This is a genomic window from Arthrobacter sp. 05T410 (assembly GCF_056396505.1).
In genome coordinates, this window is the sequence record NZ_JBFTLP010000005.1 from 213749 (window position 1) to 240028 (window position 26280).

The window sequence follows — 26280 nt, forward strand, 5'->3', positions numbered from 1 at the left end:
CCGTAGGAGAGGATGTATACCATGCGCGGAATAATTCTTGCCGGCGGGACCGGCTCTCGTCTCCATCCCATCACCCACGGCATCAGCAAGCAGCTCGTCCCGGTATACGACAAGCCGATGATTTACTACCCACTGTCGACGCTGATCCTGGCCGGCATCCGGGACATCCTGATCATCACCACCCCGCATGACGCCGAGCAGTTCAAGCGCCTCCTCGGCGACGGTTCGCAGTTCGGCATCAACCTCAGCTATGTACAGCAGGCCTCCCCCGACGGACTGGCCCAGGCCTTCATCCTCGGCGAAGAGCACATCGGCAACCAGACTGTTGCCCTGGTGCTGGGTGACAACATCTTCTACGGCCAGGGGATGGGAACCCAGCTGCGCAAGCATGAAGACATCGACGGCGGTGCTGTTTTCGGCTACTGGGTCAAGAACCCCAAGGCCTACGGTGTCGTGGAGTTCGATGACGCCGGCCAGGCCGTCTCGCTGGAGGAAAAGCCGGAGCGGCCCAAGTCCCACTACGCCGTGCCCGGACTGTACTTCTACGACAACGACGTCGTCGGGATCGCCAAGGACCTGAAGCCCTCGCCCCGCGGCGAGCTGGAAATCACCGACGTCAACCGGACCTACCTCGAGATGGGCAAGCTCCGCGTCGAAATCCTGCCCCGCGGCACGGCCTGGCTGGACACCGGAACCTTCGATGACCTCAACGACGCGTCGAACTTCATCCGGACGGTCGAGAACCGTCAGGGCCTGAAGATCGGCGCCCCGGAGGAGATCGCCTGGCGCCAGGGCTTCCTGAACGACGATGAACTCCGCCAGCGCGCCGAGCCGCTGGTCAAGAGCGGGTACGGTGCCTACCTCCTCGGACTCCTGGAGCCGTAATCCTTCATGTGGATGTCTGTCTTACCGCAGGTCCTGATCGCCTGCGCTGTCCTGGTCCTGCCCGGGCTGATCATCTCCGTTGCCCTGCGATTCAGGGGATTCAGCGCCTTGGCGCTTGCCCCCGCGTTGACCGTGGGTGTTGTGGTCATCACGTCCACGTTGGCCCCGTTCCTGAAGGTGAGGTTCGGGCTGCTCCCCGTGGCAGTGGTGGCGGCGGCTCTGTCCCTGCTCGGTTTGTGGGCGGCGCGGTTCCGTCCCTCCGGCCCGGCCGCAACCGGCCTGAATCCGTTGAGGGTGCCGGACGTCCGCGGCGACCTCGCGGCGCTGGCCGGAGCCGTCATCGCCGGCGGGCTCCTCGCCGTCCACACCGTCCATCTCATCGGCAGCCCGCAGGCCATTTCCCAGACGTATGACGCCGTCTTCCACCTGAATTCGGTCAGGTTTGCCCTGGATACCGGCCAGGCGTCGTCGTTGACCCTGGGTGCGATGACCGGCGGCGGCGCCTACCCGGCCGGCTGGAACGCTGTAGCCACCCTCGTCGCCATGGCAACGGGCGCGAGCGTCCCGCTCGCCGTCAATATCACCAGCATCGTCCTTGCGGCCGTGTTCTGGCCGTTGGGATGTCTTCTGTTGGCGCGTTCCGTGGTGGGGGGACGCCCGGCCGCGCTGGTCGCCGCAGGCATTGCGGCGGCGTCGCTGGGTGCCTTCCCGCTGCTCATGATGGACTTTGGGGTCCTGTATCCCAACCTGCTGGCCATTAGCGTGTTGCCCTCCAGCGTCGCCCTGGCGGCGGCGTGTGCCGGGTTGACGCCCGGACTTGTCCGCCGCGATCTCGCCTCGATACTTGCCCTGCTGCTGGCGCTCACCGGCCTGATTGTCGCCCATCCCACGACGTTCATGGCCTGGCTGACGTGGACACTGCCCATGGTGGTGACGCTGGTGTGGCGCTCTGCGGCTGCCCTTCGTCGGAAGCAGGCCCGCGCCCGCTCGTACGTCTTGAGGCTGGCGTTGCCGGTCGCCGGGTACGCCGTCGCCTTCGACCTGCTGTGGACCAATCTGCGCCCGCCCTTGGAGGCTTCGTTCTGGGGCCCGTACCAGAGCATTCCGAAGGCCATTGGCGAAGCCGTCACCATCTCCCCCGATGGCCTGGCACTGGCCTGGCTCGTGGCCCCGCTGGTATTCCTCGGCCTCTGGGCGTGCTTCCAGGACCGCTGGCAGCGGGTGTGGATAGCCGCCGTCTTCGCACTGTTCACCTACCTGTTCGTTGTGGTCTCCGGTTTTACCAAGTCAGACACCCGGGACTTCCTGACCGGCGTCTGGTACAACGACAGCTACCGGATTGCCGCCTTGCTGCCGCTGGTCGCGGTGCTGCTGGTCGCCGTCGGCGTTGACTGGGCAGGGCGCCGCATCCTGGCGATGCGCGGCCGGTCCAAGGCCCTCGAGCTGGCTCTGGACGGCTCTCCGCGCTGGGGGCGCGCCGGAACCGTGGCCTACCGGACCGTGGCCGTCACCGTCGTCGTGCTGGCCGCCACCGCCCTGGGACAACAGGGCGGCCTGGAGCTGGAGGTCGAACAGGGCTCGAGAAACTACAGGCTCGCCGCCGATTCCCCGCTGGTCTCCACCGACGAGCTCCAGCTCATGAAGCGCCTGCCCCAGACTGTTCCCGAAAATGCCCTGTTGATCGACAACCCCTACACCGGCGCGGCGCTGTCCTACGCGCTGGGCGAGCGCAAGTCCGCCCAGCTGCATGTCATGAGCTACGTCTCCCCGGATGTTCAGCGGATCTACGATTCGATGGGCAACGTGACGACGGACGCCAGCGTGTGCCAGGCAGTCCGGGCGGCGAATGCCTACTACATCCTGGACTTCGGCCCGGTCGAAGTCCACGGCGGAGACCACACTCCCGCCGGGCTGCGGAATCTCGCAGCGAACCCCGGCGTGCAGCTCATTGACAGCCAGGGCGAGGCGAAGCTCTACAAGGTCACGGCCTGCGGGAACTGAACCCCGCTGCCTAGAAACTGAGTTGCCGGGCCAGTGCCGGTGCCAGCGTCTTGGCAAAGGTGTTGGTCATGTGGTTGTCCCGGTACACGAGCACGTTGCCGATCACGGCCGGGCAGATCCCCTGCCGGCAAAAATAGGCGGACATATCCAGAACCTCGACGCCGGCCACGCGTGCTCCGGCCAGCTGCAGGGGGTCTGCGGCGGTGCCGGCGTCGGATGCGCTGAACTGGCACGCGGGCGAGCCTGGTCCATTGGCCTGGACGCAGTCCGGTGCCGAAAATTCCGGATACGGCGTGTCGGGCACGACGGCCACGCGGATCCCGGCTTCCCGGAGCGGCTTCAGGAGCTGGACATAGCCGTTGACGAGTTCTTCCGGGCTGCCCCACGTCCAGTTGAGGGCTTCGCGGTAGCCGGCCGGCGCCATTCCCGATACCACCACCAACTGTGGACGCAGCGTCAGGATGCGCTGCAATGTGGCCTTGTTCTGTTCGGAGCAACTGCGGTACACCGTGGTGCCATTGGCGGCCGGCGCTGCCGTGAAGGGGCATCCGTTCCGGACCATGGCCTGCACCTTCCAGCCCCCGTCTGCGCCGGCAATCACGAGCGGGTCCACGTACTGCGCGGCGTGTGAGTCCCCGACGACGACCACCGTCTGGGTGGCCTCCGGCGCGCCGAAAACGCATTGGTCAACCCCGGTGACGGCCGGGTTGAACTTCCCGCACGTCTCCGTCCAGGTCAGTGGCACATCCTTCATGGCGACGGCGGGATCGGGCCGGACGGGCACGTCGTCGGGGACGGCGGCGGGCCGGACGGGATCAAATGCCGTGGCGCCGGGATAGTCGCGCAGGTTCATGGCCGCGTTCAGCTGCTGCGACTTGGCTTCCACGACGCCCCACGGCACCGCCGCTGCCACCGTCGACGCCACGATCAGTCCTGCTGCCAGGACGAAGGCATTCCGGCGCAGCAATCCCCACCGTCCGGGCGTCGATCCTTGGGCGGCTGGGGTTCCGTGCCGGAACTTCTGCTCGACGAGGTGGTAGGAGGCGGCCGCCAGGGCCAGGCTGATGGCCACCATGGCGGTTCCCTGGATGACGCCCGGAGCCCGCCCGAGGTGGAAGACGTAGATCACGACGACGGGCCAATGCCACAGGTAGAGGGAATATGAGAGATCGCCGATGTAGGTCACTGGCCGCAGGCTGAGGACCCGGCTTGCCGAGTAACCGGCAGGGCTGCCCGGAGTGGCCGGTTCGGCCGCCGGCGAACCCGCGGTGAGCAGCAGCAATGTCCCCGCGACGGGCAGGAGGGCGATGCTGCCCGGGAAGTCCATCGCAACGGAGAGTGCCATCGCGGAATAGACGATCACGCCCAGGCCGATCCAGCCCGAAAGCCAGGCCCGCACCGGGCCCAGGCGCAATTTGGGAATCAGCAGGGCGCCGATGCCCCCGGCGCCCAGCTCCCAGATCCGCGTGGTGGTCGCAAAGTAGGCGATGTCGTGCTGGGAGGACGAGAAGGCGACGCTGTGGACGAACGACGCCAGTGACACCACCGCCAGGATCCATAAGGAGACGGTTTCGATCCGGAGGCGCCGTTTCACGGTGACGGCCACTCCCGCCAGCAGGATGACGGGAATGATCAGGTAGAACTGCTCTTCCACGGCCAGGGACCAGAAGTGCTGCACCGGGGACACCAGGGCGGTCGCCGCGGCGTAACTGTCCACGCTGAAGGCCTGGTTCCAGTTCTGCACTTGCAGGGCGGACATGATGACGTCCAGGGAAATGGATTGCCAGCGGTTCTGCGGCAGCAGGACCACGGCGCCCAGCATGGTCGCCAGCAGAACCGTGGTGGCAGCCGGCAGCAGGCGCCTGATCCGTTTCGCGTAGAAGGTAGAGAGCCGGATGTGTCCGGTACGCGCCAGTTCCTGGACGAGCGATCCCACGATCAGGAAGCCGGAGATGACGAAAAAGACGTCGACCCCGACAAAACCGCCGGGGAGAATGCCGGGCCAGACGTGATAGATGATCACCATGCCCACGGCCAGGGTGCGCAGCCCCTGGATGTCCAGTCGCCGGCCGTTCCTTCCCGCCCTGGAAGTGCCCGTGTTGCTGGCGGCCCTGGCCCGCTCGGGGGAGCCCTGGGGCTGGGTCAGGACAGCCGCCGACGGCACAGAGGTCACAGTTCTCTTTCGGTTTTCAAACAACGTCATCGGTATTTTGCGCTGTGTGCGCTTGCCTGGAACCTGTTGGGACCATGTCCAGTGGACATGGTCCCAACAGATGCGCTGCTGTTACCGGCTGCGGCACTGCCTAGGCCCGGAGGCGGGCAACGGCCTCATGAATAGGTCCGTCGAATAATACGTTGCCATGCTCGAGATAGACACCCCGGGAACAGATCCGCGACACCAGGTCAAGGTCGTGGCTGACAACCACCAGAGTCTTGCCCTGCTGGGCCAGTTCCTGAATCTTGGCTATGCACTTGCGCTGGAACGGCTCATCTCCGACGGCGAGGATTTCGTCGATCAGGAAGACCTCGGGGTCGGTGTGGACTGCCACGGAAAACGCCAGGCGCAGGTACATGCCGGACGAATAGAACTTGACTTCCGTGTCGATGAATTCGCCGATCTCGGAGAATTCGATGATCGCGTCGAAGCGTTCGTTGATTTGCTTTTCTGTCATCCCCAGGATCGCTCCATTGAGGTAAACGTTGTCGCGGCCGGACAGGTCAGGATGGAAACCCGCCCCGACCTCGATCAGCCCGGCCACGCGGCCGCGTGTATAGACACTGCCGGAATCCGGGAGCATCACGCCGGAGATGTGCTTGAGCAGCGTGGACTTGCCGGAGCCGTTGAGGCCGAGCAGCGCCACGGTCTCCCCCGTTTCCACCATCAGGGAGACGTCCTTCAGGGCGTGGAACTTCTTGGAAAGATCCCCCTTGCGGCCCTTCACGAGCCAGACAACCGCCTCTTTGATGGAACGCGTGTGGCGGAGCACGAACTCCTTGCTGACATTGGAAACTTCAATCGCGTTTGCCATCTAGAGCTCCTGGGCAAAACGGCCTTCAAGCCGCCGAAAAGTTAGCTGTCCCAGTGCCAGGACCACCAGCGAAATGATCATGCCGACCGGCAGCCACAGGCTGAACAGGTTCGGCGGCATCGCGGCAGAACCGTCAGTTGTGGGGTACCAGAAGGCATAGTGGAACAACTCGACGCCGACCGTGATGGGGTTTGCCTGGTAGAGGGCGAAGAGCCCGGGTCCCAGCTTTGATTCCACCATGGTCCAGGAGTACATGACGGGCGATGCCCAGGTCGCCACCATCAGGAGCATGTCAACGAGGTTTTCCGAATCACGGAAATACACGTTGGCGGCCCCGAACAACAGCCCGAGCCCGGTGGCCAGGAAGCCCACAATGGCGAATCCGCCTACCGCCGCCAGGAGCTGGAACGCGTCCGGGTGCCACCCGGCGACGACGCATCCGATTACCAGGACAACGAGTTGGGGGAAGAAATGCACGGCCGATACCCAGACCGACGCCACCGGAAACAGCTCCCGGGGAAGATAGATCTTCTTAATCAGGTTGCCGTTGTTCACGATCGATCGCGCGGAGTTCCCGAGGGCTTCGGAGAAGAAGTTGATCAGCACGATTCCGGAGAAGAGATACACGGCATAGTTCGAGAGGCCGTCCGGGTTCCGTGCACTGCGTTCCAGGCCCAGGAAGACGCCCAAGGCCACATAGAACACGAGAAACTGCACAGCGGGCTTCACATAGGACCAAAGGAGACCCAGAACGGAGCCGCGGTAGCGGACTTTCAGTTCCTTGCGGACCAGCAGTTTCAGCAGAAAACTGGACTGGCGAAGATCCCGAAATCCACCACCGAGACCCGGGCGGGTCAATTCCCCGGAAATCGTGGTTGTCACGCTATTTCACTTCGCTCTGGGTGTGTTCTTCGAAGATTTTCTTCCAGGAATCCAGGGACGTAAGTTCCGGCATCGCCGCCTTGTACTGCTTGCTCAGCGACTGCCAGTCCTTGAGCAGGGCAGCGTGCAGGCGGCTGCTCTCGGTGAGCATTTCCCGCACGCGCTTGGGGTCCCGCTTGTACCAGGAAGCGCCGGTTCCTTCAGCGTTGGAGACGATGGCGCTGTCGAACTGCGCGATCCGCCACCAGCGGTTGTCCTGGTGCGCAATGTTGGTCTGCGGACGTTCCGCACTCGTCTTGGTGACCGGGCGGAACAACTGGCGTGCGACCGTCTTGGCAGCCCAGGGAAGGAGGGTGACCCTGGACGGCTGCGACACGCCGTGCCCGCGGCGCGGCGGCTTGTCCATCTTCGGCGTCGGGAAATCGTCCGCGTCGGCCTGGAAAATCGAGTCCGAGTAGCCGGCCATCATCTTCCGGATCTCGGGCAGCTTCGAGGGCAGCAGGTCCGGCAGGTCGGTCGGGCCCTTGAGAACATCCTCAAGCGCCCAGCCACGGCCGTGCGCGGTCGCATACTGCATCGACACGAGGTGCTTGATGTCCGCATACTGCGATTCGCGCACCACGCGGCCGCCGTGCTCGTAGGGGCTGTGGAGCAGCGCCGCCACGATCCGGTTGCGGGCGTGGAAGTAGGCCTGCCAGCCCACGAGGTCGTCTTTGTCGATCCATGACACATGCCATACGGCCGAACCCGGCAGGGAAACTGTGGGGAAGCCGTGCGCCTTGGCGCGCAGCCCGTATTCCGAGTCGTCCCACTTGATGAAGAGCGGAAGCGAGAGGCCGATTTCCCGGATAACCGAAGTCGGGATCAGACACATCCACCAGCCGTTGTAGTCCACATCGCAGCGGCGATGCAGCCAGGAGGTCTGGCGCAGGTTCGAGGACAGGAAATCATGTCCAAGGACCATGTCCTCGCTCGGCAATGACGGCTGGAAGCGGTAGGGGTTGACCACCTCGCCGAACGTGTGGAGAACCGTCCGGTTGTAGAGGTCGAACATGTGGCCGCCGACGATCGTCGGCGTCTTGCAGCGGTCCGCGAACGTGAGCAGGCGGATGATGCTTTCAGGCTCAACCACGATGTCGTCGTCCATGAGCAGGACGTAGTCACTGCCGTTTTCGACGGCCTCGAACATGCCCCGGGCAAAGCCGCCGGAGCCGCCGAGGTTCGACTGGTTGATGATCCGCAGCTTGCCGCCAAGAGATTCACGGACTTCGGCGAAGCCGTCCGCGTCCTCGACCTTCTGCGTGCCCTGGTCAACCAGCAGGATCTCCTGGACATGCTTGAGGGCATCCGGGTTCTCGGCCAGCAGCCGAAGATTGTTGAGGCAGAAGTCCGTCTTGTTCAGCGTCGTGATCTGCAGGGTGACAGACCCGGGCGTGCTCTCAACAGCGGGGCCCTGCCATTCGGCGTCGACCATGACAAGCGGTTCGGAGCCCGCCACGAGGTCGAACCAGTACCAGCCGCCGTCGCCGAAGGGCGCAAGGGACAGCTCAAAGGTGTTCTCCGCCGAACCCTCGACGCGCCGCGTGTCGACGCGCTGCAGGGATCCGCGGGCGTTGGACTTGTAGACGATGACGGATCCGGCGCCCTGGGTGCGGACCTGAAGCCGGACCTTGTCCACCGATGTCCAGCGCCGCCAGTAGCTCGCCGGGAAGGCGTTGAAGTAGCTGCCGAACGATACCCGCTCCCCCGAACGGACCTTGGTGGAGCTGCGGGACAGGAAGTCTTCAACGTGGGCTTCCTTGGTGGAGCTGCTGAAGGACTGTGCCCGGGCCTTCTTGCCGTCGCCGCTGCCGACCGTAGGAAGCTGGATGCCGGTCGCGGTACCCATGTCCATGTACAGGGGAACCGTGTCCATCTGGCTGGCGTTGGGCAGGATGACCCGCTGCAGGGTGTCCCACTGCTGGGCGGAATCTACCTGGGTGTCGGTTGCGGCGCTCATGCGTCCACTCCTCCGCTTTCAATCTTTGCGCCGCCTTCGAAGTGCGGGCGGATCTTGTTGTCGAACATGGTCAGGGCCGAGCCGATCGCCATGTGCATGTCCAGGTACTTATAGGTACCGAGGCGGCCGCCGAAGAGGACATCCTGCTCGGCCGCGGCCAGGTCGCGGTACTTCAGGAGCCGATCGCGGTCCGTGGGCGTGTTGATCGGGTAGTAGGGCTCGTCGCCCTTCTCCGCGGCACGGGAGAACTCGCGCATAACGACCGTCTTCTCCGTCTGGTAGTCGCGCTCCGGGTGGAAGTGGCGCGGCTCGATAATGCGGGTGTACGCAACGTCTTCGTCGTTGTAGTTCACTACCGACGTGCCCTGGAAGTCCCCGACGTCGAGCACTTCTTCTTCGAAGTCGATGGTGCGCCAGGACAGATCGCCTTCGGCGTAGTCGAAGTAGCGGTCTACAGGTCCGGTGTAGACGACCGGGATGTTGCCGACCACCTTGCCCTTGCTGTACTCGTGGGACTCATCGAAGAAGTCCGTGTTGAGCCGCACCTCGATGTTGGGGTGTTCGGCCATCTTCTCGATCCACGCCGTGTAGCCGTTGGTCGGAAGGCCCTCGTACTTGTCGTTGAAGTACCGGTTGTCGTAGTTGTAGCGCACCGGAAGGCGGGAGATGATGCCCGCGGGCAGGTCCTTCGGATCCGTCTGCCACTGCTTGCCGGTGTAGTGCTTGATGAACGCCTCGTAGAGCGGGCGGCCGATCAGCTGGATGCCCTTGTCGTTCAGGTTCTGCGGATCGGTGCCGGCCAGTTCGCCGGCCTGCTCCTTGATCAGTTCCTGGGCCTGCCCGGGGGTGAGATTGGCCCGGAAGAACTGGTTGATCGTGGCCAGGTTGATGGGCAGGGAGTAGACCTCGCCCTTGTGCACGCCGTAGACCTTGTGGACGTAGTTCGTGAACGTCGTGAAGCGGTTTACGTACTCCCACACGCGGTCGTTGGACGTGTGGAAGAGGTGGGCACCGTAGCGGTGCACCTCAATGCCGGTCTGCTCTTCCTTTTCGCTGTAGGCGTTGCCGCCAATGTGGTGCCGGCGGTCGATGACGACTACCTTCAAGCCCAGCTCAGTGGCGGCCTGTTCTGCGATTGTCAGGCCGAAAAAGCCCGACCCTACGATGACGAGGTCAGCGGTCACAAACTCTCCTGGTTCGAATGCGGGCAGCGCAATGTTGTGCATTGTCTGCTGGTCTAGCCTACCTGAGACCCTGTGGGTACCGGCGAATCGCGGCTGCCCCCGCGATCAGATGGCACCCCCGTCACGGGTCCGGGAGCCCCGCATGGCGGGGGCAGCGGCGCCGCTGCGAAGCGTTTTCCACATGGATCATTTTCCCCGGCGCTGCCGGGCCGGAGCCTCCCTACTCTGGAACCGGACCCGGGGAACAGGACCCGTGGAACAGGACGGCCGCTCGGAAAGGATGCCGCGGATGATTTACCACTGCACTCTCGCGCCCAGCAGCCTGATGCAGAGCGCCCCCGCAGCAGGTACGACGCCGGACGGGCAGCTCATTGAGCTGTCCGTCGAGGTCCCCGACCCGTGCCCGGGCGCGGACCTGGAGGCTGCCGTCGCCCGGTGCTACGGGACCGGTGAGCTGTCGGTCCGCGGAGCGCCGGTCGCCGCCATGACCGTTGGCATGCCTCCCCTGGTCCAGGGTGCTGTGCTGGTTGAGGGTGCTGTGCCGGTTGAGGGTGCTGGGCTCGTGCCGGGATCGGGGGCGGGATTCAGCTCCGGGCCGGGCCGACGGCACACTGCCACGTTGCTGCTCGCCGTGGACAGCGGTCCCGGCGCGGGCACGCTGGTCGCCCTGCGGCGGGGAAGCTTCCGGATCGGACGCGGGGGCACCGAGGTCGTGATACCTGATGCCGCGCTCTCCCGGGAGCACGCGCGCCTGGACGTCGGGGACTCGGACGTCACGATCATGGACCTCGGCAGTGCGAACGGCACCAGCGTCGATGGCCGGAGCGTGCGAACGGCCCCGGTGACCACGGCGTCCTCGATCCGCTGCGGCGATTCCACTATCTCGCTCCGGCTCGGGCCATCGGGCGTGCCCCGTGCTGCCCCGGACGCCGTGACGGTGCTGGCAGGCTCCAGCGTTGCCGCGCCGCTGGTTGTCCGCGGCACCGCCGCCCAAGGCCACCGGGCCGCCATGGCGCTGGCCGCGGTGCTGCCGCTCCTGGTCGGCGTCGGCATGGCATTTCTCACCGGCATGTGGATGTTCCTGGCCTTCACCGCAGTCTCTGGCGTGTCCGTCCTGGTCCCGTTCCTCTCGGGCCGCCGCCAGCGCCGCGAGTTCCAGGCCGCTGTGGCGGAGGCCGCCCTGCAGGACAGGGAACGACGCCGGCACGCCGCACCTTCCGCGGCTGACCTGACCATTGGTTGCGCGGCTGCGGTGCCCCCGGCAGCCCGTGCGCCTGGCGGGGAGCCGCCGGACATCTGCCTGCGGCTCGGGCTGGCGGAACAGAGCGCGAATATCCGGCCCGAACCACCCGACGCCGGCTTTCGGCCACCGTCGCTCGGCCAGGTGCCCCTGACCTTGGACCCGGTCCCGGCGGTGGTGACCGTCCACGGCCCCGCGCCCGCGACGGCCGGACTGATGCGCTCGTTCATCCTGCAATTGGCCGCCTATCCCCTGGCGGACAGCACCCGACTGCTGCTGCATGGCCCTGCGGACACGGTGCCGTTGCCGGCGCGCTTCCTGCCCGGCGTCACACTGTCCGCGAATGACGCCACCACTGCGGCCGTGCTGGCCGCCGGTTCCGCCGCTCCCGACGGTCCAGGCGCTCCCGACGGTCCAGGCGGTCCAGGCGGTCCAGGCGGTCCCGGCCGCCCCGGCGGCCCCGGCGGTCCAGGCGGTCCCGGCGGTCCTCCGGGTCATGGCGGGGGATTTGACCGCGGCGTCCTCATTCTTTGGGACACTCCGGCGCAGTCAGGCGCCGCGCCCGGTCCAGGCGCTGCTGGCGTCGGCCCGGCATTCAGGGCAATGGCGGCGGCGCATGGGTGGAGGGTGATCGAGTGCTCGCCGGAGCCCGGTCCCGGCGTACACCCCGGCATTGTCCTCGGCCGGCGCGGCGCCCTGATCAGGGTTGGGTCCCCGCCCGTGGACTTCGTGCCGGATCTGGTCCCGGCCGAGGTCTTTGACCGCTTTTGCCGTGGGTTCAGCGCCGCACGGCGTACGCCGCCGGCTCCCCCGCCGGCTATCCCCCGGCATTGCAGCCTGGCCGACGTCCTTCCCCTCGCGGCAGAGGACATCTCCCGGCGCTGGTCCCGGAGCGGCGCGGAGGCCGGGCTGGGTACGCCCGTCGGCGTGGCGGCCCGGGGTGCCGTGCGGATCGACCTGAAGGCTGACGGTCCGCACTTCCTGGTCGCGGGGACCACGGGTTCCGGAAAGTCGGAGTTTTTGCGGACTCTTGCTGCCGGCCTCGCGGCCAGCCATCCGCCGGACCGGGTCAACTTGCTCTTCATAGATTTCAAGGGCGGCTCCGGCTTGGGTCCGCTCACCGGCCTCCCACACTGCGTCGGCATGCTGACCGATCTGAGCGCTGCGCAGGTGGAGCGCACATTGGTTTCCCTGCGGGCCGAGGTCCGCCGGAGGGAGGAACTGCTCGCCCGGGCCAATGCCCCGGATCTCGCGGCCTACGAGGCGTCACCGGCCGCCGGACCGCCCGTCCCCTCTCTGGTCATCATCGTTGACGAGTTCAGGATCCTGGTGGACGAAGCGCCCGGCGCCCTCACCGAACTTATGAGGATTGCCGCCATCGGCCGGTCACTGGGGATCCACCTCATCATGGCCACCCAGCGCCCGCAGGGAGCCCTGAACGCCGACATCAGGGCCAATGTCACCACCTGCATCGCGCTCCGGGTCCAGTCCGGCCCCGAATCCTTCGACGTTATGGGCTCCGGGCTCGCGGCCGCGATTCCCATCGCACGCCCCGGGCGGGCGTTCCTGGTCCGCGGTGCACAAGCTCCGGAGAAATTCCAGACAGCCACCCTGACGCCCCGGGCCGACCCGCGGTCAGACGGGACGGTCGCGGTTCGCACGGCCACGGACGAGCTGACCCGGCCACCGGCAGCCGCCGGTTTCCGGGCCGACGGCTCCGCCGGACGCGAAGCAGACGACGGCGCGGCCCTGGCACCGGTTCCGGCTCCGGCGCTGGCTCCGGCCTTGACTCCGGCGCAGGGGGCGGCGGCGTTGATCGACGCCGCTGCGGCCGTGTGGCAGGGTCTCGGCACACGAAGGCCCCGCCGGCCGGTGGCAGATCCGCTGCCGGCCCTGCTGCCGCACCCAGGTTCCGGGCACGCCGGGCGGGACATGGTCCGGCTGGGGCGGGTGGACCTGCCGGAGCTCCAACGCGTCACGGAGCTGGGCTGGAGTCCCGCCGGGCATGGGCATCTGGGCCTTGTCGGCGCTGAAGCAGGTGCCGGGGACCGAGTATTGGCCCTCGCGGTTGATCAGCTTCTGGCCGGCAGGGTGGAGTCGCACCTGTACATACTTGACGCCGCCGGCGCTTTCAGCGGCGCCGCAGCGGAATCCCGGGTCGGCGCCGTAGCCGGCCTGCACGAAGTGCGCCGGGCTGCCAGGGTGCTGCGGCGGATTGCCGAAGAAGCCACGTCACGGCTCGGTGCGCCTGCCGGCCGGCCGCGGCCCGGGCTGGTCCTGGTGGTCAGCGGCTGGGGCGCCTGGGTTTCGGCATTCCGGTCCGGGCCGCTGGCCTGGGCAGAAGACCTCGTTCATGACATCGTGCGGGACGGTTCCCGGGCAGGGATCACTGTCCTCGTCTCCGGCGGGCTTGAGCTCGTGACCGCGAGGTTCTTCGCTGGCCTGCCCAACCGGATTTTCTTCCCTTTAGGCTCTACCGACGAAGGCCGCCTTGCATGGCCGCGGCTTCCCGCGCTGGAGCCTCTCCCCGGCCGCGTGGCCGTGTTCGGCGCTTTTGTTCCCGCGCCTGTGGCGACCGGGCATGCGGCCCAGCTGTTCGAACCAGCGGCCGCGGACGGGCTGCGTCCCACGAGTGGGGCCGTCTCGACGAGGCCCTTCCGGGTGGACGCGCTGCCCGGGTCGGTGACCGTGGACGAGGTGCTGGCCCGGTGCGGCTCCGGTCCAGGGCAGAGGATTCCGGCGCCTGCTGCCGCGCCCGGCGCCATGCCCGGCCCGGCTGATGTCCCGGTCCCGGCGGTTGCTTTGGTCCTCGGGGTCGGCGGCGACGAACTGCGCCCGCAGGGGATCCAGTTGCCCTCCGGCGGCGTTCTCGCGGTCCTCGGCGGCCCCGGCTCGGGCAAAAGCACGCTGCTGGCTGCGCTGCCGGGGATGAACCCTGCTTGCGCCTGGCTCGCGCCGCGGCCGGGAACCGCTTCCGGCCAGTACTGGTCCGGGCTCCACGCCAGCGCGCTCGCGGGCACCTTGGACCGGACAGCGATTGCGCTCGCAGATGACGCCGATCTGCTCTCACCCGAGGCCAACAGGGCCTTGGCGTCCCTGAACAGCCTGGGCTGGAGGGTGATCCTCACCGCGGGATTTGGCCCGGGCTTTGGGCAACGGGTGGATCTCGCTGCCATCGCGCGCGGCCAGGGGCGGGCGGTCCTGATACGTCCGCGCGGGCTCATGGACAGTGAGCCGTTCGGGGTCCGGTTCGAACCGGAGCACAGTCCTCCGCCGGGACGCGCCGTCGTCATTTCCGACGGCCGCGCGACGCCCGTCCAGCTGGCTGCGCTCCGCCCGGCCGGCCGGGCGGCACTCCTCCGCGCCGCCGGCGGCCCGGACCACATCTCCCCCGGGCGGCACGCCGCACGGGACGGACCTCTACAGGGCGGGAGGGGCTCCGGCAGCCCGTGAGGCGAACGCTATGACCCGCTTGTCGAACAGAAGCACGATCGCCGTCACAGCGGGGATCAGCATGGCCAGTCCGGCCAACGGATAGCCGCCGGTCAGGGTGGGGAAGCCAATGGTCAGCACAAAGATTTGGGCCACCAGGGCACCGGCCCGCGGCCAGCGGAACCCCCGCAGCAGGAAGCGTGCGACGGCAAAGAGCCACACGGAGAAGGCCAGCAGCAGGCAGAGCGTAAAGACGGCACCCCAAAAAGAGAGTACCGGCGCCCCGGTCAGAAGCTGGGTCCCGTACCAGACGGCAGCCACGAGCAGCGCCGTGGCTTCCAGTGCCACGACCACAGCGATGACAACAATTCCCCGAGGCCGCACAAGGCCACTGCCAGGGGCTTCGCCCGGATTCGGCAGCGAATTTGCTTCGGGAGGCCCGCCGGCATTTTCAGGGAGACTCTCACCGGGGTTTTCGCGGGGATTCTCACCGGGGTTTTCGCCGGCATTTTCACGGGGATCTTCAGGGTTCACAGGGGGCCTTGACACACTGGCACACTACCGGACATAGTCGTCTAGATGTGAGGACGCCGCCACTGAATGTGATGCATCGCTCACGGTCTCGAGGCATCTTGGCCTCTATTACCCCTTGTTTACACAGCGTTAACATGACACGCTTAATCCAGATGACCGAGGGGGCCCCAATGGGCCCTTTTCTTATGAAGCCTCTAGTGAATAATTTCACAAAGGCATTTAACGAGTTCCCAGGAATGGAGTGACTGATCAGCATGGATTGGCGTAACCGCGCAGCCTGCCTTGACAAGGACCCGGAGCTGTTCTTCCCCGTAGGAAACACCGGCCCTGCCCTCCTGCAGATCGAGGAAGCGAAAAGTGTTTGCCGGCGCTGCCCGGTCGTGGACACCTGCCTGCAGTGGGCATTGGAGTCCGGCCAGGATGCCGGAGTGTGGGGCGGGATGAGCGAGGACGAGCGCCGCGCCCTCAAGCGCCGCGCAGCACGGGCACGGCGCGCCTCCTAATTCTGCTGCCCAAGCACCGATAGCTACGGTGCCGGCAACGATCGCACGACCCTGCAGCAATGGCCGCGGACCCACAGGTCCGCGGCCATTGTCCGTTTAAGCCGGTGCACCCGGAGCCTGCGGTGCGCCCGGCATCAGCGCGGCGTCAGGATGTCAGCGCGGCGTCAGGCTCAGGACAATCTGGACTGCGGTTCCCCCGCCGTCCCTTCCCTGCCAGTGGATAGTGCCACCGAGTTCACTCATGACCAGCGTGCGGACAATCTGCAGGCCCAAGCCCTCGACGTACGGCGTGTCCGGCAGTCCGACGCCGTCGTCCTCCACCGTCACGGTGAGAAGTTCATCCCCGTCCTCGCTCTCTGACCGGTCGGCGATAAGCCAGACAGTACCGGTGCGCCCCTCCAGCCCGTGCTCGACCGCGTTCGTGACCAGCTCGTTGATGACCAGGGCCAACGGGGTGGCGAAGTCGCTCGGCAGGTCGCCAAAGAGGCCGGAACGCTGTGTCTTGACCTGCTGCGAAGGCGAGGCGACCTCGGCAGAGAGCCGGAACTGGCGGCCGATGAGCTCGTCAAAATCAACGCTCTGGGTCAGGCCCTGCGAGAGCGTCTCATGCACGAGGGCAATCGTCGCCACCCGCCGCATGGCCTGCTCGAGCCCCTGTTTGGCCTCGTCACTGACCATGCGCCGCGACTGCATCCGCAAGAGGGCGGCGACAGTCTGCAGGTTGTTTTTCACCCGGTGGTGGATCTCGCGGATCGTGGCGTCCTTGGTGACCAGCTCCATCTCCCGGCGGCGCAGCTCCGAGACGTCCCGGCACAGGACCAGGGCGCCGAACCGCTGCTGCTCGTCGCGCAGCGGGATCGCGCGCAGCGAAAGACTCACGCCGCGTGACTCGATTTCGCTGCGCCACGGCATCCGGCCCGTGACGACGAGCGGCAGGGTTTCATCGACCATGCGCCGGTCCCGCAGAAGCCCGGCAGTGACCTCGGCGAGGGACCGGCCCTCGAGGGACTCGCCGTCGCCGAGGCGGCGGAACGCGGAGACCCCGTTGGGGCTGGCATACTGCACGATCCCCTCGGCGTCGAGCCTGATCAGACCGTCCCCCACACGCGGCGCGCCGCGGCGCGAGCCTGTGGGCGACGCGAAGTCCGGCCACAGGCCCAGGGTTCCCATGCGCAGCAAATCGTAGGCGCATTGCCGGTAGGTGAGCTCGAGCCGCGAGGGCATCCGCGAACTCGACAGGTCCATATGGGAGGTCACGATCGCCAGGGTGCGGCCGTTGCGGACCATCGGAACCGCCTCGACCCGCAGGGCCATGTCGCTGCTCCAGTTGGTCTCGTTGGAGCGTTCGATCGCGCGGCTTTCCCACGCCTTGTCGACCAGCGGCTGCAGGTCCGACCGGATCCCCTCCCCCACGAAGTCGGCGTGGAACACCGTGTGCGTGGTGGAGGGGCGGACGTGGGCCAGTGCCACATAACCGAACTCCGGGTGCGGAAACCACAGGGCCAGGTCGGCGAACGCGAGGTCGGCGACCATCTGCCAGTCGCCGACCAGGAGATGCAGCCATTCGGCATCCCCCGGGCCAAAATCAGCATGTTCCCTGATTGGGTCCGTAAAGATTGCCACAGCACCTCCATTTGCGACGCCAGGGACGGCAGCCCCTTAGCGTCGGACGATTGACCTCAAGAGCCTCAATGCTACCGACAGTGAGGCCATGTCATCGGCCTCGAGCGCATTGACCTCATCAAACATTGACTTCGCCCGGCCCAGCTGCTCCGCGTTCTGGCCCTCCCAGACCGCAAGACGCTCCTCGGCGGGAGTCCCGGCCGGCGTGCACTCGAGCACCGCCGTCGTCATGTCCGAGACGGTGGAGTAGAGGTCATCGCGCAGGGCTGCGCGGGCCAGGGCCTGCCAGCGGTCCTCCCTCGGCAGCTTGGTGATGCGTTCGAGCAGGGAATCTGCATGGAAGCGGTTGAAGACCGTGTAGTACACGTGGGCAATATCGGCCACGGATTCCTTGCTGCCGTGGACGATCTTGGCGATGTCCAGGAGCACGAAGCTCTCGAACAGTTCCGCCCAGCGGTGTGCCAGGTCTTCCGGAAGGTCCCAGCTGCGCGCCTTCTCCAGCCATTCGGCCACGCGGGCGCGGTCGTCACCCCGGAGGTAGTCGAGCAGCCGGGCCCGCATGGGATCCATCAGCGGCTTGAATTCGGCCACGATCTCGGCGATCGGACGGGACGCCGAGCCTTGGCCGAGGAGCCACCGGACGGCGCGGTCCAGCAGCCGCCGGATGTCCAGGTGGACGGTGCTCCAGTGTTCGGTCGGGAACGACGCGGGCAGTTCGTTGAGTTCCTTGACCATGATGTCGAGCTCGTAGACCTCGCGGAGGGCCACGAACGCCTTGGCGACGGCGGCCTCCGTGGCCGAGGTTTCCTCGATGGCACGGAACGCGAAGGTGATGCCGCCGAGGTTGATCATGTCGTTGGCAACCACGGTCGCGATGATCTCCCGGCGCAGCGGGTGGGTGTCCAGTTCGGCGTCGAACCTCTCCCGCAGCTGCTCCGGGAAGTAGGCCCGCAGCGTCATGCGGAACCACGGGTCATCGGCGAGGTCGCTGTCGCGCAAAGCGGTGGCAAGTTCGATCTTGGCGTAGGCGGCCAGGACCGACAGCTCCGGGGAGGTCAGCCCCTGGCCCTGTTCCAGGCGCTCGCGCAGCGTGTCAGTGGTGGGCAGGGCCTCGAGGTCCCGCTTGAGGTCCGCCGACTTTTCCAGCCAGTCCATCAGCCGTTCGTAGCTCGGGCTCCATTCGGAGACCCGCATCCGGTCGTTGAGGAGCAGGATATTCTGGTCGATGTTGTCCTCGAGCACCAGCCGGCCGACCTCGTCGGTCATGGAGGCCAGGAAGTCCGCACGCTCGGCGGGCTCAAGCTTGCCTGCCGCCACCATCCGGTCCACGAAGATCTTGATGTTGACCTCGTGGTCCGAGCAGTCGACGCCGGCCGAGTTGTCGATCGCGTCCGTGTTGAGGATGACGCCCTGCAGCGCGGCCTCGATGCGTCCGCGCTGGGTCATCCCCAGGTTTCCGCCTTCCCCAACCACCTTGACCCGCAGTTCGCGGCCGTCAACGCGGATGGCGTCATTGGCCTTGTCGCCGACCTCGGCATTCGTTTCGGTGCTGGCCTTGACGTAAGTGCCGATGCCGCCGTTGTAGAGCAGGTCGGCCGGGGCGAGGAGGATGGCGCGCAGGAGCTCCGGCGGGCTGAGTTCCGTGGTGCCCTCCGGGAGGCCGAGGGCGGTCCGGATCTGCGCGGACACGGGGATCGACTTGGCCTGCCGGGCAAAGACGCCGCCGCCTTCGCTGATGAGCGATTTGTCGTAGTCATCCCAGGAGGACCGGGGCAGTTCGAAGAGCCGCTGGCGTTCCGCGTAGGACGTTGCCTCGTTAGGGGTGGGGTCGAGGAAAATGTGCCGGTGGTCGAAGGCAGCCAGCAGGCGGATGTGCTTGGAGAGCAGCATGCCGTTGCCGAACACGTCGCCGGACATGTCGCCGACGCCCACCACGGTGAAGGGCTCGGCCTGGGTGTCGAGGTCCAGTTCGCTGAAGTGGCGCTTGACCGACTCCCACGCGCCGCGGGCGGTGATGCCCATGGCCTTGTGGTCGTAGCCGACGGAGCCGCCGGAGGCGAAGGCGTCGCCGAGCCAGAAGCCGTATTCGCCGGCCAGTCCGTTGGCGATGTCGGAGAATGACGCCGTACCCTTGTCGGCCGCGACCACAAGGTAGGAATCGTCGTCGTCATGGCGCACGACGTCGGCCGGGGGCCGGACGGTTTCGCCCTCGGGCGTCACGATCAGGTTGTCCGTGATGTCCAGGAGTCCGCGGATGAACGTTTTGTAGCTCTCAACACCTTCGGCCATCCAGGCGCTGCGGTCTGCGGCGGGGTCCGGGAGCTGCTTGGCGTAGAAGCCGCCCTTGGCGCCCGTCGGAACAATGACGGCGTTCTTGACGGTCTGCGCCTTCACCAGGCCCAGGATTTCAGTGCGGAAGTCCTCGCGCCGGTCCGACCAGCGCAGGCCGCCGCGGGCCACCTTGCCGAAGCGCAGGTGCACGCCCTCGACCCGGGGCGAGTAGACCCAGATCTCGAACATCGGCCGCGGGAAGGGCAGGCCCTCGATCAGGGACGGATCCAGTTTGAAGCTCAGGTGGGGCTTGTTCTGGAAGTAGTTCGTGCGGAGCGTGGCCTGGATCAGGTTCTTGAACGTGCGCAGCAGGCGGTCGGCATCGAGGGTCGCGACCTGCTCGATCGCTGCATCCAGTCCGGCGAGGACCTCTACCTCCCTGAGCACGCGGTCGGAGTCGCTGAGCGCCGGGTCGAACCGCGCTGTGAACAGGGCGCTGAGTCCCCGGGTGACGTCCGGGTTCGCCAGCAGGGTGTCAGCCAGGAATCCGAACGAGTTGGTGTTGCCCATTTGCCGCATGTACTTGGCGTAAGCGCGCAGTACGACAACCTGGCGCCAGTGCATGCCCTCCCGCAGTACCAGCCGGTCGAAGCTGTCGGATTCCACGGCGCCGGTCACGGCGGCGCCGAAGAACTCGCCCAGCAGCTGGCCGGTGGCCTGGGGATCCACGCCGGCGGGGTACTTGAGGCCGAGGTCGTAGAGGAAGAAGTCCCGGTGATCCGCGGTCTCGATCTCGAACGGGCGTTCGTCCAGGACCTCGAGGCCGAGGTTGTGGAAGTACGGCAGGATCTGGCTCAGGCTCTTCGGCTCCAGCATGTACAGCTTGACCCGGGCGTCCTCTTCCAGTGTGGCTCCGGCGCCGTCGGGGAGGTACACGTGGACGCCCGGGTGCTCCTTGACGGCTTCGCCGGCCCGTTCGGCCGCGGCACCGTACTTTTCGAAGCGGTCGATGTCTTGCAGCGCGTCTTCGATCTCGTAGTCCACCCGGTATCCGGCCGGGAACGCCTCGGCCCAGACCGCTGCCAGTTCCTTGGTGCCGTCCTCCTTGGTGCCGCCGTCGCCGCGGGCGCGCAGAACTTCGGAAATGCCTTCGCCCCAGGAACGGGCGGCCCGGACCAGTCGCTTCTCCAGTTCGTCGCTGTTGACGTTGCTGACGTCGGCGTCCTTGGGCAGCCGGATCCGGAAGAAGAGGCGGGCCAGAGCGGACTCTGTCATGCGCGCCTCATAGTCGATGGAGACGGCGTTGAAGGTCTCCCGCAGTTCCTGCTCAATGCGCAGGCGGACGTTGGTGGTGTAGCGGTCGCGGGGCAGGTAGACGACGGCGGACATGAAGCGGCCGTAGATGTCGGGGCGGAGGAAGAGCCGCGTCCGGCGGCGTTCCTGCAGCCGCTGGATGCCGGTGGCGATGGCGGCGAGGTCCGGGATTTCGATCTGGAAGAGCTCATCGCGCGGATAGGTTTCAAGGATGCCGAGGAGGTCCTTGCCCGAGTGCGAGTCCGGCGGGAAGCCGGCGTCGCTGAGAACAGCGGCGACTTTCTCCCGGACTACGGGGATATCGCGGACGGAACCGGCGTAGGCGGTTGTGGCGAACAGGCCGATGAAGCGGCGTTCGCCGTTGACGTTGCCGGCCGCGTCGAAGCTTTTAACGCCGATGTAGTCCAGGTACGCCGGGCGGTGCACGGTGGAGCGGGAGTTCGCCTTCGTGATCACGAGTGCGCGCTTCTCGCGGGCCTTCTTCCGGCCGGCCTCGGTGAGGTGCTGGACCTGGCGGGTGTCCGCACCGGCGCGGAGCAGGCCGAGGCCGCTTTCCTCGCGAAGTTCAAGGACATCCTCGCCGGATTCGTTCACGAGGTCGTATTCGCGGTAGCCGAGGAAGGTGAAGTTCCCGTCATCGAGCCAGCGGAGCAGGTCCTGGGCCTGGCGCAGCTCGGCAATCTGCGCCCGGTTGGCTACCCTGTCCAGATCCGCGGAAATTTCAAGGGCTTTCGTGCGCATCTTCGGCCAGTCTTCGACTGCGGCGCGGACGTCGCCAAGCACGCGGGAGATTCCCTTGACCAGCTCCGCGCGCTTCTCCTCGCCGACGAGGTCGATCTCGACGGCGATCCAGGATTCCATGTGCGAGGCGTTGTCGCCCTCGGCGATCAGGTGGGAGAGGTTCGGCATGGCCGCCGTGTCACCGCTGGAGATGCCCAAGTGGGAGGGGACGCGGGCCACCTTGACGAGGTTGCCCGTCTCCCGGTTGCGGGTCACCACGAAAAGCGGGTGCAGCACGAGGTGGATGGGCGCGTTCTGGCGGACCAGCTCGGCGTTGACGGAGTCCACGAGGAAGGGCATATCGTCGGTGACGATGTACAGGACGCTGCAGTCTGCCTCGTCACGAAGGTCGATGTTCGCGATGCCCGGCTTCCGCGTCGCCGCGATCTGGCGGTGGGTTTCGGTCCTTGCCGTCAGGACTTCCTGGGGATAGGCCCGGAAATCCTCCTCCGCGAGGTGCTCGTAGTAATCCCCGAGGTAGCTTTCGCTGCTACCGATCGAAACGGGCTGATCCTCCACGCTGGACCCAGACGACATCGAAACGCCTCCATAAAAGAAGTTCACAGCCGCCTCTTTGCGGCCCTTACGTTGACCCTAACCCTTTGCCCGGCGTCGTGCTGTGGAAGAAAAGACAAAGGATTTCTTATTTCGCTGGGCAGGTGCACAAACCAAAATGGCGATCGCGTGCCTCAACTCGGATTCAGGGGCGGATTCGAGCAAAAGTGCCCCGGACAGGAGGGCGGCGTCGCTCGCCGCGGGGTCGGACGGCAGGAACGCCGACAACGGCGCCGAGGGGCCATACCGCTCCCAGGCGGCCCGCAGCTGGCGTTCGGGCGAGCGCCCAACGGCGGAGGTCCTGACTTTGTTCAGGACCACTTGCGGCGCCGCCTGCGGGACGGCCGCCCGAAGCTCGGCGAGGCCGCGGACGAGCCTCGGCACCCCGATGGAGTCCGCCGCCCCGACGGCAAAGACCGTGTCGGCCAGCTCCAGGCTTCGCAGGGTCGCGGCGTTGCGGCGCGGCGCGCCACTGTCAAAGCCAAGCTCGTCATCGGCTTCGAGGCAGAAGCCGGTGTCCACCACAGTGACATCCGCAATCTCCCGGGCCCGCTCCAGCACCAGTGTGAGGGCCGCGGCGCGCAGTTCCGTCCAGCGGTCCGCCCGCGTAATCCCGGTGAGCACCCGCAGCGCGCCGGCCTTGGTCGGCACGGTCGTGGCGATCCTGAGCAGGGCATCGGCGTCAAGCAGGCCCTGGTCTGCCAGCCGGCAGGCCTGAGCCAGCCCGGCGGCCTCGTCAAGCAGACCCAGGAGGGCGGCCACGCTGGCACCGTAGCTGTCGGCGTCGACCAGCAGCACGGAATGGCCTTCCGCGGCCAGCTCCCCCGCGATGTTGGCGGCCACCAGGGTCCGGCCCGGCGCGCCGGCCGGACCCCAGACCGCAATGATCCGGCCCTTCGCGCCTGGGCTTGCGGTGACGGTGTGCGCCCCGGAAGACCGCGGCACCTGCCCTGCGGCGGCGACGGGCGCGGCGCCGTCCCCCGCGGCCGGTCCCGGGCCCTCTCCGGTGCCACTGAGCTGCGCCACCGCTGCGGAAATCCGGGCCGCCAGGGCCGCGGCGTCAACGGCCCGGGCTTCCGCTGCCACGCCAATGGTCCGCAGGCGGACAGTTTCCTCCGGATTGTCGGTCAAGGCGATGACGACGACGCCGACGGCGGACAGCCGGTCCACCAGCGAGGCCGTCAGCTCTTCGCTGCCGGCCGCTACGACGGCGGCGCGGGCCAACCCGCTCTGGCAGGCGGCCAGCAGTTCCGCCAGCTCGCTGCACCGCCGGACAACGGACACGGGCCCGTGCAGCCGCTCCAGTCCGCCGACCAGGTCATCGCGGGAGTCCCCCACAGTCACCACGGGAATGCTCATCGCGAGGTACCGCCCGGGTTCCACACGACCGCGATCTTTGCTTTGTTGGCCTGGGCCCCCAGCAACTTGGGCATCTGGGCGTCGGGAACGAGCACCATGACCACCGTGGAACGTGAGGAGCCCAGGGCCGTGCTGCCCGGGGTGATCTGGGCAATTTCGGCGCCGGAGAGGAGCAGGGAGGGCTCGCTGAAGCCGTTGCGGGTATCCGGCAACGCCACCCAGACATCCACGCGCGAGCCCGCCACGGCTTGGGCGGGAAGGGCCTCCTCGACGGTGACGGCCACGGGCTTGCGGTCCAGCCCGTCGAGCTGCCCGACACTCTCACGCGGCAGCAGTTGGTCCTTGCCGATCCGCTGCACGGCCACAAGTCCGGCATCCAGGCCGGCCTCCGGGGTCAGGTAGTGCTGTTCCACTTCGCCGAGCCGCACCTTGACCCGGTGCAGCTTGTCGGTTGTCAGCGTCTCGCCGACGGCGATCGGCTCCCGCGCCGCGTACGCTTCCGTGGTCTGGTCCGCGGCGCCGACCAGCGAGACCACGCCAACGACGGATGCCAGGACCAGCAGGATTCCGACGAGGAGCCGGGGGTCTTTCCAGGACGGCCTTTTCAAACGGGCCCCTTCGGCTGCCGCGCTTCCACTCATGCGTCCGCTCCCCCCTGTCGTCGCCGTCCATTCCCGGATGCCGGGCACCCCTATTGTTGCGCCCGGGCCGCCCGGGTGGAAGATCCGGGGCCAAACAGGCGCAAACTGTGGATAACGGCACCAGTAGGCCTCAACGGTGGCAAAATGGATTCATGCCCCGATTCCTGACTCTCGCTGACGTTGCCGAGCAGCTCCAGATCAACTCTCCGGCCGCCTACGCGCTCGTTCGCAGCGGCGAGCTGAAGGCAATCCAGGTGGGCGGACGCGGCCAGTGGCGCGTCGAGGAGAAGATGCTCGAGCAGTACATCCAGGAGCGCTATGCCGAGGCCAGCCGCATGATCGAAGAGGCCAAGGCGAAGTCCGCCGGAAGCTGAACCTGGCGGGCTGACTAGCCGCCCGCGGTACCTACGGACCTGATGCCCGCGAGGGCGCCGAAGGGGATGGCAATCACCTGCCGGGCGTTCGACGGAGGCCGTTCCCCGCCGTCCCGTGTCACGGCCAGGTCCAGGAAGTCCCTGCCGACCGTGTCGATGATGCCGTGGAGCCCCGCATCTGTCCTCCCGTGACCGGCAAAGATCGTCACACGTGCACGGTTCCTGGCGAGTCCCCGGAGGGCGCTGCCCAAACCGAGCCGCCGGCGGACGATTGACGGTTCGGAGACCGCCACACGCGAAAGACCCCCATAGTGCGCGGCCGCGGCGTAGGGAATGAGCACTTGGTGTTGGGGCTCATCAAGGACCAGGGCCTCGCTGCCCGCGTGGCTCAGCACTCCCTCGAACACCGGCCCTAAGGACAAATGCACGCGGATACTGAGCCCGAGGGACCCGCGGAGCCGGTCCGCGAGCTGCACTCCCGCAGAGTCCACGAGTGCACGCTCGGCTATTTCAGCCTCTAATTCCAGCCGCTTGCGCGCGGCCAGCTGTGCCTCCATGTCCTCAAACAAGGCGTCCCACCGCATGGCGCCAGCGTAGGCGGCCCTCCCGCACTGGTCAATCCGAGGCCTCCCCTATCCACAGGCTCGGACTACGTCTAGACAAACGGGGCACAACTGGATCAGACTCCATTAAACAGGCTTAAAAGTTATCAAATGGCTTTAAACACTATCAAACGGTACACATTTTGACTGGAGGAACAGCCCATGGACCGGACAGCGACGCCGCAACCCGGGGACCGGCCCCTGCCCGTCCCCCCGCCCAGACAAACAGTCCGGGCCGACGCCGCCATGGCCGCCGCCATCCTGTTGCTCGGGATCTTCCTCGCAGCTACGGGAAGTTTCCTGATTCAGCGCTGGCAGTCCGGCTCGGCACGCCGGCAGTCGCTGTCCTTCGAGGACCAGCTCGGGATCGTGGCAAATACGGCTGGGCTGATTGTCATCACCTGGTGGGTGATGTCGCTCGCTTTCGCCGTCGCAGCGGCACTGCTGGACCGCCTCGGCCGGACCCGCGCGGCGGCCGCCACGGGCCGGTTCAGCCCGGCGTTCATGCGGCGCCTGGTGCTCGCCGCGGTCGGACTGCAGCTGCTGACGGCGCCGCTGGCCAGCGCGGCCACTGCCCCTGGCGGGCCCGGACCGGAAAGACCCGGTCCGGCAGCGGTATCAGCATCCTGGACTCCGTCACCCGGGGAGGCCTTGGCACCGGAGCCACAAGGGCCGGGAGCCGGTTCCGCGCTGGATCCGCGGTGGAAGCCGCTGAGCCCGATCGTGGATGCCGGACCGCTGGCTGCACGCCATGTGCGCACACAGGACTTCCCCGGCGCCCGCAGGGAGGTCACGGTCCGGTCCGGCGATTCGCTGTGGAGCATCACCGCGGCCGCTCTGGGGCCGTTGGCTTCCGACGCCGACATCGCCAGAGAGTGGCCCCGGCTCTATGCGGGCAACCGCGACGCTATCGGAGCCGACCCGCACTTCCTGCGGCCCGGACAGGTCCTGGTCCTCCCGCCGCCGCGCTAGGGGCCGCCGCACCACAGGCCGGGCCGCAACGCCGGCCCCGGCCCCCCTGAAGACCACAGGACAAGCCGGTCGGAAGATTCGCCCGGTTCCAGCCACCCGC

17 protein-coding genes are annotated in these 26280 nt (G+C 67.0%); 6 read left to right on the forward strand and 11 right to left on the reverse strand.

Going from position 1 to position 26280, the window contains the following annotated elements:
- Positions 1 to 21: 21 nt before the first annotated feature.
- Together rfbA and AC1DFR_RS09770 are read left to right on the forward strand one after the other, a co-directional pair.
- On the forward strand, positions 22 to 885 hold the full coding sequence (gene rfbA, locus AC1DFR_RS09765; protein WP_476873205.1) for a glucose-1-phosphate thymidylyltransferase RfbA: 864 nt from the start codon (positions 22 to 24) through the stop codon (positions 883 to 885).
- A 12-nt stretch (positions 886 to 897) separates the two neighbouring features.
- The gene (locus tag AC1DFR_RS09770; protein WP_476873206.1) at positions 898 to 2886 is read left to right on the forward strand and encodes a DUF6541 family protein; all 1989 of its coding nucleotides are present in this window, start codon (positions 898 to 900) and stop codon (positions 2884 to 2886) included.
- Between the two features lie 10 nt (positions 2887 to 2896).
- Here AC1DFR_RS09770 and AC1DFR_RS09775 read toward each other — a convergent pair whose 3' ends face one another.
- The 5 genes from AC1DFR_RS09775 to glf all read right to left on the reverse strand — a co-directional run bounded on the left by AC1DFR_RS09775 (position 2897) and on the right by glf (position 9980).
- Entirely contained in the window at positions 2897 to 5059 is a 2163-nt protein-coding gene (locus AC1DFR_RS09775; protein ID WP_476873207.1) for an acyltransferase family protein, read from the reverse strand.
- Between the two features lie 130 nt (positions 5060 to 5189).
- The gene (locus AC1DFR_RS09780; protein ID WP_243181203.1) at positions 5190 to 5915 is read right to left on the reverse strand and encodes an ABC transporter ATP-binding protein; all 726 of its coding nucleotides are present in this window, start codon (positions 5913 to 5915) and stop codon (positions 5190 to 5192) included.
- The gene (locus tag AC1DFR_RS09785) at positions 5916 to 6797 is read right to left on the reverse strand and encodes an ABC transporter permease (RefSeq protein WP_476848794.1); all 882 of its coding nucleotides are present in this window, start codon (positions 6795 to 6797) and stop codon (positions 5916 to 5918) included. It abuts the gene before it with no gap.
- A gap of 1 nt (position 6798) precedes the next feature.
- Positions 6799 to 8796, reverse strand: a complete 1998-nt coding sequence (locus AC1DFR_RS09790) for a glycosyltransferase (protein WP_476848793.1) — start codon at positions 8794 to 8796, stop codon at positions 6799 to 6801.
- Complete coding sequence (gene glf, locus AC1DFR_RS09795) at positions 8793 to 9980, reverse strand: UDP-galactopyranose mutase (protein WP_223916143.1); 1188 nt, start codon at positions 9978 to 9980, stop codon at positions 8793 to 8795. The genes AC1DFR_RS09790 and glf overlap by 4 nt, the downstream gene beginning before the upstream one ends.
- 289 nt (positions 9981 to 10269) lie before the next feature.
- Between glf and AC1DFR_RS09800 the strand changes: the two genes are divergently transcribed.
- Complete coding sequence (locus tag AC1DFR_RS09800) at positions 10270 to 14673, forward strand: FtsK/SpoIIIE domain-containing protein (protein ID WP_476873208.1); 4404 nt, start codon at positions 10270 to 10272, stop codon at positions 14671 to 14673.
- On the opposite strand, the gene AC1DFR_RS09805 is transcribed toward AC1DFR_RS09800, so the two are convergent.
- Positions 14641 to 15000: a hypothetical protein gene (locus tag AC1DFR_RS09805; protein WP_476856692.1), complete on the reverse strand. Its 360-nt coding sequence runs from the start codon at positions 14998 to 15000 to the stop codon at positions 14641 to 14643. The genes AC1DFR_RS09800 and AC1DFR_RS09805 overlap by 33 nt on opposite strands.
- Positions 15001 to 15440: 440 nt before the next feature.
- On the opposite strand from AC1DFR_RS09805, the gene AC1DFR_RS09810 reads away from it, so the two are divergent.
- Positions 15441 to 15689 (forward strand): WhiB family transcriptional regulator, encoded by a 249-nt coding sequence (locus tag AC1DFR_RS09810; protein WP_003804966.1) that lies wholly within the window; start codon positions 15441 to 15443, stop codon positions 15687 to 15689.
- Between the two features lie 153 nt (positions 15690 to 15842).
- On the opposite strand, the gene AC1DFR_RS09815 is transcribed toward AC1DFR_RS09810, so the two are convergent.
- Genes AC1DFR_RS09815 through AC1DFR_RS09830 form a run of 4 tightly spaced genes read right to left on the reverse strand, consistent with a single transcriptional unit; the run spans position 15843 to position 24232 of the window.
- A complete protein-coding gene (locus tag AC1DFR_RS09815) occupies positions 15843 to 17312 on the reverse strand; it encodes a sensor histidine kinase (RefSeq protein ID WP_223916150.1) in 1470 nt (489 codons plus the stop codon).
- A 36-nt stretch (positions 17313 to 17348) separates the two neighbouring features.
- Positions 17349 to 22214 (reverse strand): NAD-glutamate dehydrogenase, encoded by a 4866-nt coding sequence (locus AC1DFR_RS09820; RefSeq protein WP_476856691.1) that lies wholly within the window; start codon positions 22212 to 22214, stop codon positions 17349 to 17351.
- Between the two features lie 57 nt (positions 22215 to 22271).
- Positions 22272 to 23591, reverse strand: a complete 1320-nt coding sequence (locus tag AC1DFR_RS09825) for a CpaE/TadZ family protein (protein ID WP_476873247.1) — start codon at positions 23589 to 23591, stop codon at positions 22272 to 22274.
- Positions 23588 to 24232 carry a CpaB family protein gene (locus AC1DFR_RS09830; protein ID WP_476856690.1) on the reverse strand — a complete coding sequence of 215 codons (645 nt, stop codon included), beginning with the start codon at positions 24230 to 24232 and terminating at the stop codon, positions 23588 to 23590. Before AC1DFR_RS09830 ends, AC1DFR_RS09825 begins: the two co-directional genes overlap by 4 nt.
- A gap of 152 nt (positions 24233 to 24384) precedes the next feature.
- Here AC1DFR_RS09830 and AC1DFR_RS09835 point away from each other — a divergent pair, with 152 nt between their 5' ends.
- Positions 24385 to 24606 (forward strand): helix-turn-helix domain-containing protein, encoded by a 222-nt coding sequence (locus tag AC1DFR_RS09835; protein ID WP_018775212.1) that lies wholly within the window; start codon positions 24385 to 24387, stop codon positions 24604 to 24606.
- Positions 24607 to 24620: 14 nt separating this feature from the next.
- Here the strand turns inward: AC1DFR_RS09835 and AC1DFR_RS09840 are convergent, their stop codons facing one another.
- Positions 24621 to 25190 (reverse strand): hypothetical protein, encoded by a 570-nt coding sequence (locus AC1DFR_RS09840; protein WP_476873209.1) that lies wholly within the window; start codon positions 25188 to 25190, stop codon positions 24621 to 24623.
- Between the two features lie 180 nt (positions 25191 to 25370).
- On the opposite strand from AC1DFR_RS09840, the gene AC1DFR_RS09845 reads away from it, so the two are divergent.
- The gene (locus AC1DFR_RS09845; RefSeq protein WP_476873210.1) at positions 25371 to 26180 is read left to right on the forward strand and encodes a LysM peptidoglycan-binding domain-containing protein; all 810 of its coding nucleotides are present in this window, start codon (positions 25371 to 25373) and stop codon (positions 26178 to 26180) included.
- Positions 26181 to 26280: the final 100 nt, after the last annotated feature.

Excerpts from the sequence above, each read along its gene's own strand:
- rfbA (WP_476873205.1), top strand. The coding sequence starts at position 22 with ATGCGCGGAATAATTCTTGCCGGCGGGACCGGCTCTCGTCTCCATCCC.
- AC1DFR_RS09770 (WP_476873206.1), top strand. The coding sequence starts at position 898 with ATGTCTGTCTTACCGCAGGTCCTGATCGCCTGCGCTGTCCTGGTCCTG.
- AC1DFR_RS09780 (WP_243181203.1), bottom strand. The coding sequence starts at position 5,915 with ATGGCAAACGCGATTGAAGTTTCCAATGTCAGCAAGGAGTTCGTGCTC.
- AC1DFR_RS09790 (WP_476848793.1), bottom strand. The coding sequence starts at position 8,796 with ATGAGCGCCGCAACCGACACCCAGGTAGATTCCGCCCAGCAGTGGGAC.
- AC1DFR_RS09800 (WP_476873208.1), top strand. The coding sequence starts at position 10,270 with ATGATTTACCACTGCACTCTCGCGCCCAGCAGCCTGATGCAGAGCGCC.
- AC1DFR_RS09810 (WP_003804966.1), top strand. The coding sequence starts at position 15,441 with ATGGATTGGCGTAACCGCGCAGCCTGCCTTGACAAGGACCCGGAGCTG.
- AC1DFR_RS09820 (WP_476856691.1), bottom strand. The coding sequence starts at position 22,214 with ATGTCGTCTGGGTCCAGCGTGGAGGATCAGCCCGTTTCGATCGGTAGC.
- AC1DFR_RS09825 (WP_476873247.1), bottom strand. The coding sequence starts at position 23,591 with ATGAGCATTCCCGTGGTGACTGTGGGGGACTCCCGCGATGACCTGGTC.
- AC1DFR_RS09830 (WP_476856690.1), bottom strand. The coding sequence starts at position 24,232 with ATGAGTGGAAGCGCGGCAGCCGAAGGGGCCCGTTTGAAAAGGCCGTCC.
- AC1DFR_RS09835 (WP_018775212.1), top strand. The coding sequence starts at position 24,385 with ATGCCCCGATTCCTGACTCTCGCTGACGTTGCCGAGCAGCTCCAGATC.
- AC1DFR_RS09840 (WP_476873209.1), bottom strand. The coding sequence starts at position 25,190 with ATGCGGTGGGACGCCTTGTTTGAGGACATGGAGGCACAGCTGGCCGCG.
- AC1DFR_RS09845 (WP_476873210.1), top strand. The coding sequence starts at position 25,371 with ATGGACCGGACAGCGACGCCGCAACCCGGGGACCGGCCCCTGCCCGTC.